The organism is Pseudomonas sp. HMSC076A11, from assembly GCF_001810205.1.
GTDB classification, from domain to species: Bacteria; Pseudomonadota; Gammaproteobacteria; order Pseudomonadales; family Pseudomonadaceae; genus Pseudomonas; species Pseudomonas aeruginosa.
In genome coordinates, this window is the sequence record NZ_KV800319.1 from 538,712 (window position 1) to 552,192 (window position 13,481).

The following is a 13,481-nucleotide window of genomic DNA, read 5'->3' on the forward strand; positions in this document are numbered from 1 at the left end:
TCCCGGTACCGCTGCCGTTCTTCTCCTTCACCGGTTGGAAGGGCTCGTTCTACGGCGACCTGCACGCCTACGGCAAGCAGGGCGTGCGCTTCTACACCGAGACCAAGACCGTGACCGCGCGCTGGTTCGACAGCGATAGCGTGGCCGGGACCAACTTCTCGATCCAGATGCGCTGAAAGGGAGACGGACCGATGACCGACATCGCATTCCTCGGCCTGGGCAACATGGGTGGGCCGATGGCCGCCAACCTGCTCAAGGCTGGCCACCGGGTGAATGTCTTCGACTTGCAGCCCAAGGCCGTGCTGAGCCTGGTCGAGCAGGGCGCGCAGGGCGCCGATAGCGCCTTGCAGTGCTGCGAAGGCGCCGAAGTGGTGATCAGCATGCTGCCGGCCGGGCAGCACGTGGAAAGCCTGTATCTCGGCGACGACGGCCTGCTCGCGCGGGTCGCCGGCAAGCCCCTGCTGATCGACTGCTCGACCATCGCCCCGGAGACCGCGCGCAAGGTCGCCGAGGCCGCCGCGGCGAAGGGCCTGACCCTGCTCGACGCGCCGGTTTCCGGCGGCGTCGGCGGCGCCCGCGCCGGAACCCTGAGCTTCATCGTCGGCGGCCCCGCCGAAGGCTTCGCGCGGGCCCGGCCGATCCTCGAGAACATGGGCCGGAACATCTTCCACGCCGGCGATCACGGCGCCGGCCAGGTGGCGAAGATCTGCAACAACATGCTCCTCGGCATCCTCATGGCCGGCACCGCCGAGGCCCTGGCGCTGGGGGTGAAGAACGGCCTCGACCCGGCGGTGCTGTCCGAGGTGATGAAGCAGAGTTCCGGTGGCAACTGGGCGCTGAACCTCTACAACCCCTGGCCCGGGGTGATGCCGCAGGCGCCGGCGAGCAACGGCTATGCCGGCGGTTTCCAGGTGCGCCTGATGAACAAGGACCTCGGCCTGGCGCTGGCCAACGCCCAGGCGGTGCAGGCCTCGACGCCGCTCGGCGCGCTGGCGCGCAACCTGTTCAGCCTGCACGCCCAGGCCGATGCCGAGCACGAGGGGCTGGACTTCTCCAGCATCCAGAAGCTCTACCGCGGCAAGGACTGACCCCTACGACCAAAGGTTGATGGCGGGTGCCCGGCGCCCGCCCATACTCCAAGGCTCACTCACTGCTTCATCCCTAATAAGAACAATCAGAGGGCTGGAACATGACGTACCTGCAGCAGCACGCCCGCTCGATCGCCGAGCCGGCCGCGTTCTGGGCCGAACAGGCCCGTTCCCTGGCCTGGTACCAGGCGCCCGCGAACATCCTCGAAAGCCTGCCCGACGGCACCCATCGCTGGTTCGCCGATGGCCGCCTGAACAGCGCCTACCTGGCCCTCGACCGGCAGATCGAGGAGGGGCGCGGCGAACAGACCGCGCTGATCTACGACTCGCCGGTGACCGGCACCCAGGACCGCTACAGCTACCTGCGGCTGCGCGACGAAGTGGCGCGCCTGGCCGGCGCCCTGCGGGCCCTCGGGGTCGGCAAGGGCGACCGGGTGATCATCTACATGCCGATGGTGCCGCAGGCGGCCATGGCGATGCTCGCCTGCGCGCGCCTGGGCGCGGTGCATTCGGTGGTGTTCGGTGGCTTCGCTCCCTACGAGCTGGCCCTGCGCATCGACGACGCCACGCCGAAGCTGGTGCTCACCGCTTCCTGCGGGCTGGAGTTCGATCGGGTGATCGAATACAAGCCGCTGGTGGACAAGGCCCTCGAACTGGCGATCCACCAGCCTGCCCACGTCATGGTCTGGCAACGCCCGCAGGCGCCCGCGCGCCTGCACCCGGGCCGCGACCTGGACTGGCAGGACTGCCTCGCCGCCGCCGAGCCGGCCGATCCGCTGCCGGTGGCCAGCGGCGATCCGCTGTACATCATGTACACCTCGGGCACCACCGGTAAGCCCAAGGGTATCGTCCGCGACAACGGTGGCCACGCGGTCGCGGTGTGCTACGCGGTCCGCACTATCTACGGCATGCAGGCCGGCGACGTCTGGTGGGGGATCTCCGACGTCGGCTGGGTGGTCGGCCACTCGCTGATCGTCTACGGCCCGCTGATGTGCGGCTGTACCACGGTGTTCTACGAAGGCAAGCCGGTGCGCACGCCGGACGCCGGCGCCTACTGGCGGGTGATCGAAGAGCACAGGGTGAACAGCCTGTTCTGCGCGCCGACGGCGATCCGCGCGATCCGCAAGGAAGACCCGCATGGTGAACGGGTGAAGCGCTACGACCTGGGTTCGCTGCGCCACCTGTTCCTGGCCGGCGAGAAGCTCGACAGCAGCACCCAGCACTGGCTGGAGGAGCACACCGGGCGGCCGGTCCACGACCATTGGTGGCAGACCGAGACCGGCTGGCCGGTGACCGCGCCCTGCATCGGGATCGCCGGCCACGACCTGCGGGCCGGCTCGACCAACCGCGCGGTGCCCGGCTACCACGTGCAGGTGCTGGACGACGAAGGCCGGCCGCTGGGAGCGAACCGCCAGGGCGCGATCGTCATCGCCCTGCCGTTGCCGCCGGGCTGCGCGCAGACCCTCTGGGGCGACCACCCGCGCTACCTGCAGGCCTACCTGGGCAACTATCCCGGCTACTACCACACCGGCGACGGCGGTTATCTCGACGAGGACGGCTTCGTCTACATCATGGGGCGCACCGACGACGTGATAAACGTTTCCGGGCATCGCCTCTCCACCGGCGAGATGGAGGAACGCGTGGCGCAGCACCAGGCGGTTGCCGAGTGCGCGGTGATCGGCGTGCGGGACGAACTCAAGGGCCACGTGCCGCTGGGCCTGGTGGTGCTCAAGGACGATGCCGGGATCGCCGCCGAGCAACTGCAGCGCGAGCTGGTGGCGCTGGTCCGCGAACAGATCGGCGCGCTGGCCTGCTTCCAGCGGGTGGTGGTGGTCAAGCGGCTGCCGAAGACCCGCTCCGGGAAGATCCTCCGCGCGGTGCTGCGCAAGATCGCCGATGGCGAGGACTACGCGGCGCCATCGACCATCGACGACCCGACGATCCTTGGCGAGATCGAGGCTGCGCTGAGGGTGCGCAAGGCGGGATAGCAAAGGCCAGGGGCACGGCGGTAGGGTGGAAAACGCCGCGCCCCGTGGTCCTGCCGTTCAGAACCCTTCGAGAACGATCTTGCCCTTGGCCCGGCCGCTCTCCAGCAGCGCGTGGGCGCGGCGCAGGTTGGCCGCGTCGATGCGGCCGAAATGCTCGCCGACGGTGGTCTTCAACACGCCTTCGTCGATCAGCCCGGCGACCCGCTCCAGCAGCCGGTGCTGCTCGATCATGTCGTCGGTCTGGAACATCGAGCGGGTGTACATGAACTCCCAGTGCAGCGACAGGCTCTTCTGCTTCAGCTTGCCGATGTCCAGCGACGCCGGGTCGTCGATCAGCGCCAGGCGGCCTTGCGGGCGCAGCGCGGCGACGATCTGTTCGAGGTGCTGGTCGGTGTGGGTCAGGCTGGCGACGTGGCTGACCTCGGCGACACCGATCCGCTTCAGCTCTTCGGCCAGCGGCTTGCCGTGGTCGATCACATGGTGCGCGCCGAGGTCGCGGACCCAGGCCTGGGTCTCTGCGCGCGAAGCGGTGCCGATCACGTTCAGGCCGGTCAGTTGCCGGGCCAGTTGGACCAGGATCGAACCGACCCCGCCGGCGGCACCGACCACCAGCAGGCTCTGGCCCTGGTCGGCCTTGCCTTCGGCGATCTGCAAGCGCTCGAAGAGCAGTTCCCAGGCAGTGATGGTGGTCAGCGGCAGGGCCGCGGCCTGGGCGAAGTCGAGGCTTTTCGGCAGGTGCCCGGCAATGCGCTCGTCGACCCGATGCAGCTCGCTGTTGCTACCGGGGCGGGTGATGTCCCCGGCGTACCAGACCCGATCGCCAGGACGGAACAGGCTGACCTCGCTGCCGACCGCGCGCACCACGCCCGCCGCGTCCCAGCCCAGCACCTTGGCCTGGCCGGCTTCCGGCTGGGCGCGCTGGCGGACCTTGGTATCCACCGGGTTGACCGAGATGGCGCGGACCTCCACCAGCAGGTCGCGCGGGCCCGGCGTGGGCTCGGGCAGTTCGAGGTCGAGCAGGGCTTCGGGATGGTCGATGGGCAGGGATTGGTAGTAACCGACAGCTTTCATGGGAACTCCGGGAAACGGGCCTCAGGCGAGGCGATAGAGTTGGTCGATCTTCACGTTCTGCAGCAGGGCTTCGTTGCCGCGGCTGAAGCGCAGGAAGTGTTCGGTGTTCTGGTGCCGCTCCAGGGCGGCGTCGTCGCGCCACTGCTCGATCATGTAGAACAGGTGGGAGTCGTGGCGGTCCTGGTGCAGGTCGTACTGCAGGCAACCAGCCTCGGCGCGCGACGGGGCGACCAGGGCGCGCAATTCGCGTTCCAGGGCCTCGGCGTGGCCGGGGGCGGCGGTGATGGTGGCGATCAGGGTGAGGGGTGTGCTCATGGTGGGTTCCTTCGATGGGGCGGAGTCAGGATGGGCTATTTCAAATCGCTGAAAAACAGGCTATCAGGGAAGACTCTTTCAAAGGAATCTTGAAAATGCTGCGTTACGACGACCTCCAAGTGTTCGTCCACACCAGCGACAGCGGCTCGTTGTCCGCCGCCGCGCGCCAGTTGGAGATTTCCCCGGCGGTGGCCAGCGCGGCGCTGAAGCGCCTGGAAAGCGAGCTGGAGGTACGCCTGTTCGCCCGCTCCACCCGCAGCCTGCGCCTGACTCCCGAGGGCGACGCGTTCCTCCTGCATGCCCGCGCCTCGTTGCGCAGCCTGGAGGAGGGGCGCCGGTTGCTGCAGGGCGGCAAGGACCAGATCGCCGGGGTACTGCAGCTTTCCGCGCCCTCCGACTTCGGCCGCAACCTGCTGCTGCCATGGCTCGACGAGTTCCAGGCGCGCTATCCGCAACTGAGCCTGCGCCTGCTGCTCGGCGACCGGGTGACCGATCTCTACCGGCAACCGGTGGACGTGGCGATCCGCTACGGCGCACCGGCCGACTCCAGCCTGGTCGCCCTGCCGCTGGCGCCGGACAACCGGCGAGTGCTCTGCGCCGCGCCGGGCTACCTGGCGGAGCGCGGCGAGCCGCGCCAGCCGGACGACCTGCGCGAGCACAATTGCCTGCTCTACCAACTCGGCGGCCGGGTACACGACCGCTGGGCGTTCCAGCGGGGCCGCCGCAGCCTGACCCTGACGGTCGCCGGCGACCGGGTCTGCGACGACGCTGACGTGGTGCGGCGCTGGGCCCTGGCCGGCAAGGGGCTGGTCTACAAGTCCTGGCTGGACGTGGCCGAGGACGTGCGCGCCGGGCGCCTGCGCCTGCTGCTGCCGGACTGGCAGGGCGAGGCGACGCCGATGAACCTCTTGTGTACCCACCGCGCCCAGTTGACCCGCCCGGTGACCCTCTTGCGCGCGTTCGTGCGCGAGCGTTGCGACGCATTGCTGGCGGAGGCTCCATGGACGAGGAACTGAACCGGGCGGCGAGCCTGGCCATCGAGCTGGCGGACGTGGACAGCGCCGCGCGCTTGCACGAACGCCTGCGCGAGGCCCTGGCGTTGCCGCCGTGGTACGGATGCAACTGGGATGCCTTCTGGGACGCCATCAGCGGCCTGGTGCCGATGCCCCGGCGATTGCGTCTGCAAGGCTGGAGCGACTTCGCCCGGCGCCTGCCGGAGGAAGCGGCGCAGCTTTCGGCCTGCCTGGAGGCGTTGCGCGAGACGTACCCGCAACTGGCGCCGGAAGTCCTGCGCGACGCTTGATCAGTCCCAGCCGAACAGCTCGGCGGCGTTGCGGCTGCTGCTCGCCGCCAGTTCCTCGGCGTCGACCCCGCGCAGCTCGGCGAGGGCGCGGCAGATGTCCGGCAGGTGCTCCGGACTGTTGCGCTGGCCGGGATGCATCGATGGCGCCATGTCCGGCGCATCGGTTTCCAGCACGATGGCCTCGGCCGGCAGCTCCGCCGCCACCTTGCGCAGGCGGTTGGCCTGCGGCCAGGTCGGCGCGCCGCCGAGGCCGAGGCGGAAGCCGAGCTTGAGGTACTCGCGGGCTTCCTCGCGGCTGCCGGCGAAGGCATGGATGATGCCACGGCGCTCCAGGCGGATGCGCTTGAGGGTGGCGATGGTCGCCGCGTGGGCGCGGCGCACGTGGATCAGCGCCGGCAGGCGGAATTCCGCGGCTAGCCGCAGTTGGGCCTCGAACAGCGCCTGCTGGGCGTCGCGGTCGAGGTGTTCCAGGTAGTAGTCCAGGCCGATCTCGCCGACCGCGCAGAGCTTCGTCTCGCCGCGCAGGCGTTGCAGCCACTGGCGCAGGTCGTCCAGGTGCTGCGGGCGGTGCCGCGCCAGGTAGACGGGGTGCAGGCCGAGCGCCGCGTACAGGCCATCCTCGGCCTGCGCCAGGTCCCAGACCCGTTGCCAGTTCTCGCGGTAGACGCCGAGCACCACCTGGCGCTCGACCCCCAGCGCGCGGCTGCGTTGCAGCAGCGCGGCGCGGTCGGCGTCGAAGTCCGGGAAGTCGAGGTGGTTGTGGGTGTCGACCAGGCGCATGGCGGCCGGCTCAGTCGCGCAGCTTGAGTTGCCGGGGGACGGCGTGCAGGCCCGGCCGGTAGTCGTTCTCCTCGACCGCGCGGAGCGCCAGTTCGAGGGCGTTGGCGGCGATCAGCGCGTGCTGCTGGTAGATCGAGTTGACCTTCAGCGGCACGAAGTCGAGCAACTGGGTGTCGCCGAAGGTCGCCACCCGCAAGCCTTCGGGCCAACCGTCGGCGCGCGCCTGGAACACATCGAAGACGCCTTCGAGGAGTACATAGGCAGTGGTCACCAGGGCGTCGGGCAGGTAGCCCAGGCGCTCGAGCAATTGCTCCATCAGGCGGCGTCCGCACTCGCGGCTGAACACCTCGGCATGCTCGACGATGACCTCGCCGCGGAAGTCCTTCAGCGCCTGGCGGAAGCCGGCGGCGCGGTCGTGGCTGATGATCAGGTCCGCCCGCGCGCCGAGCAGGGCGATATGGCGCGGCGCCGGTTGCAACAGGGTTTCGGTGAGGCGGCGCGCGGCGTCCTGGTCGTCGCTGATCACCGAGGCGAAGCGCTGCGGGTCGAGCTGGCGGTCGATGGCCACCACCGGCAGGCCTTCGGCGACCAGCCGGGCATGGGTATCATCCCCGGCCGGCAGGCAACTGGCGACGATCAGCGCGTCGCAGCGGCGCGCGCGGAACAGGTTGACCACCTGGCGCTCGGTCTCCGGCTCGTCGTCGGAGCAGGCGATCAGCAACTGGTAGCCGCGCGCCCGGGCGCCTTGTTCGAGTTGCTTGGCGAGGCGGGCGTAGCTGGGGTTTTCCAGGTCCGGGAGGATGAAGCCGAGGGTGCGGGTCTGCCCGCGGCGCAGGCCGGCGGCCTGCTGGTCCGGCTGGTAGCCGTGTTCCTCGACCACGGCAAGCACGCGCTCGACGGTGGCGGCGCTGATGCGCCGCTGGGCGGCCTTGCCATTGATGACGTAGCTGGCGGTGGTCACCGAGACCCCGGCCAGGCGGGCGATATCACTGAGTTTCAAACCGATCTCTACTGGAGGCGACGACAAGTTGGGCTTCAAGGATCAATCATTATCGGGTAACGTGCCAATTTAATTAAGTGAATCGATTCAGCAAAAGATTCCGGCGAAGCCGGCGCCCCCTGCCCCAGGCTGCCTCGCGCAGCCCGAACGCGGCGCCGCCTACGCTATGGCAGGTCAATGACAACAAGCGGATCACCGCCCCAGGCTGTACGGAAGGCTCCCGCGAGCCGCTTTCCGCTACCGCCGGCACATCCCGCGCCCGCGCCTCGGCGCGGCGGGACGATCCGGACGTGAGACGGGGAGCCGTTCGCTCCTGAGGAGGTTTCCATGCTCGAACTCGATACCCGGCAGATCCGCATGGGCCAGCGCGCCGCGGACAAGGCCGAAGCCCTGCGCCTGCTCGGCGCGGCGCTGGTCGCCGACGGCCTGGCCGCGCCCGGCTATGCCGAGGGCCTGAAGGCGCGCGAGGCACAAGGCTCCACCTACCTCGGCCAGGGCATCGCCATACCCCATGGGACCCCGGATACCCGCGAGCTGGTCTTCAGCACCGGTGTGCGCCTGCTGCAATTCCCCGAGGGAGTGGACTGGGGCGATGGCCAGCAGGTCTACCTGGCCATCGGCATCGCGGCGAAGTCCGACGAACACCTGCAGCTCCTGCAATTGCTCACCCGCGCCCTCGGCGAGGCCGACCTGGGACCGGCGCTGAGCGCGGCCGCCAGCGCCGAGGAAGTCCTCGGCCTGTTGCAGGGCGCGCCGCAGGAACTGGCGCTGGACGCACAACTGGTCGGCCTCGGCCAGAACGCCGAGGACCTCGACGAACTGGCCTGGCTCGGCGCGCGCCTGTTGAAGAAGGCCGGCTGCGTGGAGAACGGCTTCGCCGCCGTGCTCCAGCAGACCGAACCGTTGCCGCTGGGCGACGGGCTGTGCTGGTTGCACAGCGAACAATTGGTGAAGCGCCCCGGGCTGGCCTTCGTCACTCCGGCGCAACCGTTGCAGCACCAGGGGCAACTGGTCACCGGGCTGTTCTGCCTGGCCAGCCTGGGCGAAGCGCACCAGGCGCTGCTCGAACGCCTGTGCGACCTGTTGCTGGAAGGGCGTGGCGCCGAGCTGGTGCGCGCCACCAGCAGCCGCAGCGTACTCGCGGCGCTCGGTGGCGAGCTGCCGCCGGACTGGCCCAGCGCGCGAGCGGTCCTGGCCAACCCGCATGGCCTGCATGCCCGCCCGGCGCAGGCGCTGGCGCAGCTGGCCAAGGGTTTCGCCGGCGAGATCCGGGTACGCCTGGCCGACAGCGAGGCGGCCCCCGTCTCGGCGAAGAGCCTGAGCAAGCTGCTCGCCCTCGGCGCGCGACGCGGCCAGACGCTGGAGTTCAGCGCCGAGCCGGCGATCGCCGAGGACGCGCTGCCAGCCTTGCTGGCCGCGGTGCGCGAGGGGCTCGGCGAGGAGGTCGAAGCGCTGGCGGAGGAGGCCTTGCCCGATGCCGTCGGCGAGGCGGAAGAGGATGCCCGGCCGGCGCCGCTGCGCGCCGGCGAGCGCCTGCAGGCAATCGCCGCGTCGCCGGGCATCGCCAGTGGTCCGGCGCATGTCCAGGTGGCGCAGCGCTTCGAGTTCCAGCCGCGCGGCGAGTCGCCGGCCCATGAACGCGAGCGCCTGCTGCGGGCCAAGCGGGCGGTGGACGAGGAGATCGTCGGCCTGGTCGAACGCAGCACGGTGAAGGCGATCCGCGAGATTTTCGTCACCCACCGGGAGATGCTCGACGATCCGGAACTGGCCGAGCAGGTGCAACTGCGCCTGAATCGCGGCGAAAGCGCCGAAGCGGCCTGGAGTCGGGTGGTGGAAGACAGCGCGGCGCAACAGGAGGCGCTGCACGACGCGCTGCTCGCCGAGCGCGCCGCCGACCTCCGCGACCTCGGCCGGCGGGTGCTGGCCAGGCTCTGCGGGGTGGAGGCGCCGCGCGAGCCGGAGCAGCCGTACATCCTGGTGATGGACGAGGTCGGCCCCTCCGATGTCGCCCGCCTCGACGCCCAGCGGGTCGCCGGCATCCTCACGGCGCGCGGCGGCGCCACTTCGCACAGCGCGATCATCGCCCGCGCCCTCGGCATTCCGGCATTGGTCGGCGCCGGCGCGGCGGTGCTCGGCCTGGAGCCTGGCACGGCACTGCTGCTGGATGGCGAGCACGGCTGGCTGCAGGTGGCGCCGAGCACCGAACAGTTGCAGCAGGCCGCCGCCGAGCGCGACGCCCGCCAGCAGCGCCAGGCCCGCGCCGACGCGCAGCGGCTGGAGCCTGCGCGGACCCGCGATGGCCACGCGGTGGAAGTCTGCGCCAACCTTGGCGACACCGCCGGCGCCGCGCGCGCGGTGGAGCTGGGCGCCGAGGGCGTTGGCCTGCTGCGCACCGAGTTCGTCTTCATGAACAACGCCCGCGCGCCGGACCTGGCGACCCAGGAAGCGGAATACCGTCGGGTGCTCGACGCCCTCGACGGACGTCCGCTGGTGGCGCGGACCCTGGATGTCGGCGGGGACAAGCCGCTGCCGTACTGGCCGATTCCCCACGAAGAGAATCCCTATCTGGGCCTGCGCGGTATCCGCTTGACCCTGCAGCGACCGCAGATCCTCGAGACCCAGTTGCGCGCGCTGTTCCGCGCTGCCGGGGAGCGGCCGCTGCGGGTGATGTTCCCGATGGTCGGCAGCCTCGACGAATGGCGCCAGGCGCGTGACCTGGCGCTGCGCCTGCGCGAGGAAATCCCGCTGGCCGACCTGCAACTGGGGATCATGGTCGAGGTGCCCTCGGCGGCGTTGCTCGCGCCGGTGCTGGCCCGCGAGGTGGACTTCTTCAGCGTCGGCACCAACGACCTGACCCAGTACACCCTGGCTATCGATCGCGGCCACCCGAGTCTTTCGGCCCAGGCCGACGGCCTGCATCCGGCGGTGCTGCAACTGATCGACATGACCGTCCGCGCCGCCCACGCCGAGGGCAAGTGGGTCGGCGTCTGCGGCGAACTGGCGGCCGACCCGCTGGCGTTGCCGCTGCTGGTCGGCCTGGGAGTGGACGAGCTGAGCGTCTCGGCGCGCAGCATCGCCCTGGTCAAGGCCGGCGTGCGCGAACTGCAGCTGGTCGCTGCGCGCGGCCTGGCCCGCAAAGCCCTGGGCCTGGCGAGCGCCGCCGAGGTCCGGGCCCTGGTGGAAGCGGAGGTGCAGTAATGGCGCGGATCCTGACGATTACCCTGAACCCTGCGCTGGACCTCACCGTGCGCCTGCGCCAGCTGGAACTGGGGGCGGTTAACCGCAGCGAGGCGGTGCTGACCCAGGCCGCCGGCAAGGGTCTGAACGTCGCCCAGGTGCTTGCCGACCTCGGCCATCGGTTGACGGTCAGCGGCTTCCTCGGCGAAGACAACCAGCCGCCGTTCACCGCCATGTTCCAGCGTCGTGGCTTCGCCGATGCGTTCGTCCGGGTGCCGGGCGAAACCCGCAGCAACATCAAGCTGGCCGAGCGCGGCGGGCGCGTCAGCGACCTCAACGGGCCGGGCCCGGAGGCCGACGAGCGAGCCCAGGCGGCGTTGCTCGAACGCCTCGACCGGCTTGCCGGGGAGCACGAGCTGGCGGTGGTCGCCGGCAGCCTGCCGCGCGGGGTCGAGCCGGAATGGCTGGGCGAACTGCTGCGGCGCTTGCGGCGCCTCGGCCTGAAGGTCGCCTTCGACAGCAGCGGCGCGGCCCTGCGCGAAGGTGTGAAGGCTGCGCCGTGGATGATCAAGCCGAACCTCGAGGAACTGGCCGATCTCTGCTCGGCGCCGATGGATGACCTGGTCGCACAGCGCCAGGCGGCCGAACGTCTGCGCCAGGACGGGGTAGGCCAGGTGGTGATTTCCCAGGGCGCCGCGGGGGTCAACTGGTTCGCCGCCGAGGGTGCCTGGCAGGCGCGGCCGCCGGCGGTGGAAGTGGCCAGCACGGTGGGCGCCGGCGATTCCCTGCTGGCCGGCATGCTGCACGGGCTGGCCAGCGGCTGGCCGGCCGAGCGGGTGCTGCGTCAGGCCACCGCCATCGCCAGCCTGGCGGTAACCCAGTTCGAGTTCGGCATCGGCGATCCGCAGCGCCTGGCGCGGATCGAAGCGGGCGTCGTGGTGCAGCCATTGGTCGAGGAGGCCTGAGATGAAACTAGCGATTGTCACCGCCTGCCCTGGCGGACAGGTCACCAGCGTGCTCGCCGCGCGCCTGCTGCGGGGCGCCGCCGAGCGCCTGGGCTGGGAAACCTGCGTCGAGGCGAATGCCGGGTCGAGGCCCGAGGGCGAACTGAGCGCCGAACAGATCGCCGAAGCCGACTGGGTCCTGCTGGTCGGCGTCGAGCCGCTGGCGGCGGCGCGTTTCGTCGGCAAGCCGGTGTATCGCGCGCGTCCCGCCGAGGCGCTGGCCGATCCGCGCGCCTTCCTCCAGCGGGCCGCCGCCCTGGCGAGCGTGGAGGTCGCCGGGGACGAGGCCGGCCTGGTTGCGCCGGAGGCCGGAGCGGCACCGCGGATCGTCGCGGTGACCGCCTGTCCGACCGGCGTGGCGCACACCTTCATGGCCGCCGAGGCGTTGCAGCTCGCGGCGGGGCAACTGGGCTTCGCGTTGCAGGTCGAGACCCAGGGCTCGGTCGGCGCGCGCAACCCGCTCGACCCGGCGGACATCGCCGCCGCCGACGTGGTCCTGCTGGCCGCCGACATCGACGTGGACACGGCCCGTTTCGCCGGCAAGAAGATCTACCGTTGCGGCACCGGCGTGGCCCTCAAGCAGGCCCGCGCGACGCTCGAGCGGGCGCTGGCGGAAGGGCAGGTCGAGAGCGCGGGCGCAGCCAGCGCGGTGGTCGCCAGGGACGAGAAGCGCGGGGTGTACAAGCACCTGCTGACCGGGGTGTCGTTCATGTTGCCGATGGTGGTCGCGGGCGGCCTGCTGATCGCCCTGTCGCTGGCCTTCGGCATCGATGCCTACAAGCAGCCGGGCAGCCTGGCGGCGGTGCTGAGGACGGTCGGCGACACGGCTTTCGTCCTGATGGTGCCGATGCTCGCCGGCTACATCGCCTATTCCATCGCCGACCGCCCGGGCCTGGCGCCGGGCATGCTCGGCGGCCTGCTCGCCGGGACCCTCGGCGCCGGGTTCATCGGCGGGATAGTCGCCGGCTTCATCGCCGGCTATGCGGCGCGGGCCATCAGCCACGGGCTGAGGCTGCCGGCGAGCCTGGAAGCGCTGAAGCCGATCCTGGTCATCCCGTTGCTGGCCAGCCTGGTCACCGGCCTGCTGATGCTCTACGTGGTCGGCAAGCCGGTGGCCGGGATGCTCGCGGCACTGACCGGGTTCCTCGACGGCATGGGTACCTCCAATGCCATCCTCCTCGGCCTGCTGCTCGGCGGGATGATGTGCGTCGACCTCGGCGGACCGGTCAACAAGGCCGCCTACGCCTTTTCCGTCGGCCTGCTCTCGTCGCACAGCTACGCGCCGATGGCGGCGGTGATGGCGGCGGGCATGGTGCCGCCGATCGGCATGGGCCTGGCGACCCTGCTGGCGCGGCGCAAGTTCGCCGAGAGCGAGCGGCAGGCCGGCAAGGCAGCCTCGGTGCTGGGGCTGTGCTTCATCTCCGAAGGCGCCATCCCGTTCGCCGCCAAGGACCCGTTGCGGGTGATCCCGGCGAGCATCGCCGGCGGCGCGCTGACCGGCGCCCTGTCGATGTATTTCGGCTGCAAGTTGCAGGCGCCTCACGGCGGGTTGTTCGTGATGCTGGTGCCCAACGCGATCAACCACGCCCTGGCGTACCTGCTGGCGATCGTCGCCGGCAGCCTGCTTACCGGGCTGCTCTACGCCGTGCTCAAGCGCGGCGCCGAGCCGGGACTGGCGTTGGGGACCTCGTCCTCGCGGGAGCCGGCGGCTGGCGGATAGCCGCGAGGCGGTCATGCGCCCTACGCCACCTGAGC

The 13,481-nt window shown here is 70.6% G+C and carries 11 protein-coding genes and 1 pseudogene; 8 read left to right on the forward strand and 4 right to left on the reverse strand.

Annotation, left to right across the window (positions count from 1 at the left end; translation table 11 throughout):
• From HMPREF2716_RS29545 to HMPREF2716_RS26925, 3 genes and pseudogenes are all read left to right on the forward strand, one after another.
• Window positions 1-176, forward strand: a pseudogene (locus tag HMPREF2716_RS29545) (methylmalonate-semialdehyde dehydrogenase (CoA acylating)); the annotation flags it as partial.
• Between the two features lie 15 nt (window positions 177-191).
• Entirely contained in the window at window positions 192-1,088 is an 897-nt protein-coding gene (gene mmsB / locus HMPREF2716_RS26920) for a 3-hydroxyisobutyrate dehydrogenase (protein WP_003117505.1), read from the forward strand.
• Window positions 1,089-1,189: 101 nt separating this feature from the next.
• Window positions 1,190-3,076 carry a propionyl-CoA synthetase gene (locus HMPREF2716_RS26925; RefSeq protein WP_016263180.1) on the forward strand — a complete coding sequence of 629 codons (1,887 nt, stop codon included), beginning with the start codon at window positions 1,190-1,192 and terminating at the stop codon, window positions 3,074-3,076.
• Between the two features lie 57 nt (window positions 3,077-3,133).
• Here HMPREF2716_RS26925 and HMPREF2716_RS26930 read toward each other — a convergent pair whose 3' ends face one another.
• Both HMPREF2716_RS26930 and HMPREF2716_RS26935 read right to left on the reverse strand, forming a co-directional pair.
• Window positions 3,134-4,147, reverse strand: a complete 1,014-nt coding sequence (locus HMPREF2716_RS26930; protein ID WP_070622063.1) for a zinc-binding alcohol dehydrogenase family protein — start codon at window positions 4,145-4,147, stop codon at window positions 3,134-3,136.
• A gap of 21 nt (window positions 4,148-4,168) precedes the next feature.
• The gene (locus tag HMPREF2716_RS26935; protein ID WP_003104358.1) at window positions 4,169-4,462 is read right to left on the reverse strand and encodes a putative quinol monooxygenase; all 294 of its coding nucleotides are present in this window, start codon (window positions 4,460-4,462) and stop codon (window positions 4,169-4,171) included.
• A gap of 95 nt (window positions 4,463-4,557) precedes the next feature.
• Between HMPREF2716_RS26935 and HMPREF2716_RS26940 the strand changes: the two genes are divergently transcribed.
• Window positions 4,558-5,478: a LysR family transcriptional regulator gene (locus HMPREF2716_RS26940; protein ID WP_003104359.1), complete on the forward strand. Its 921-nt coding sequence runs from the start codon at window positions 4,558-4,560 to the stop codon at window positions 5,476-5,478.
• A complete protein-coding gene (locus tag HMPREF2716_RS26945) occupies window positions 5,463-5,765 on the forward strand; it encodes a barstar family protein (RefSeq protein ID WP_003111769.1) in 303 nt (100 codons plus the stop codon). Before HMPREF2716_RS26940 ends, HMPREF2716_RS26945 begins: the two co-directional genes overlap by 16 nt.
• On the opposite strand, the gene HMPREF2716_RS26950 is transcribed toward HMPREF2716_RS26945, so the two are convergent.
• Both HMPREF2716_RS26950 and cra read right to left on the reverse strand, forming a co-directional pair.
• Window positions 5,766-6,545, reverse strand: a complete 780-nt coding sequence (locus HMPREF2716_RS26950; RefSeq protein WP_003104370.1) for a TatD family hydrolase — start codon at window positions 6,543-6,545, stop codon at window positions 5,766-5,768.
• Window positions 6,546-6,555: 10 nt separating this feature from the next.
• Window positions 6,556-7,545, reverse strand: a complete 990-nt coding sequence (cra, locus tag HMPREF2716_RS26955; protein ID WP_003104372.1) for a catabolite repressor/activator — start codon at window positions 7,543-7,545, stop codon at window positions 6,556-6,558.
• Between the two features lie 327 nt (window positions 7,546-7,872).
• Between cra and ptsP the strand changes: the two genes are divergently transcribed.
• The 3 genes from ptsP to HMPREF2716_RS26970 are packed head-to-tail and all read left to right on the forward strand — an operon-like array spanning window position 7,873 to window position 13,446.
• A complete protein-coding gene (ptsP, locus tag HMPREF2716_RS26960) occupies window positions 7,873-10,743 on the forward strand; it encodes a phosphoenolpyruvate--protein phosphotransferase (protein ID WP_003119534.1) in 2,871 nt (956 codons plus the stop codon).
• The gene (gene pfkB, locus HMPREF2716_RS26965) at window positions 10,743-11,687 is read left to right on the forward strand and encodes a 1-phosphofructokinase (RefSeq protein WP_003161906.1); all 945 of its coding nucleotides are present in this window, start codon (window positions 10,743-10,745) and stop codon (window positions 11,685-11,687) included. The genes ptsP and pfkB overlap by 1 nt, the downstream gene beginning before the upstream one ends.
• Window position 11,688: 1 nt before the next feature.
• Entirely contained in the window at window positions 11,689-13,446 is a 1,758-nt protein-coding gene (locus tag HMPREF2716_RS26970; RefSeq protein WP_003107161.1) for a PTS fructose-like transporter subunit IIB, read from the forward strand.
• The last annotated feature ends 35 nt before the right edge of the window (window positions 13,447-13,481 follow it).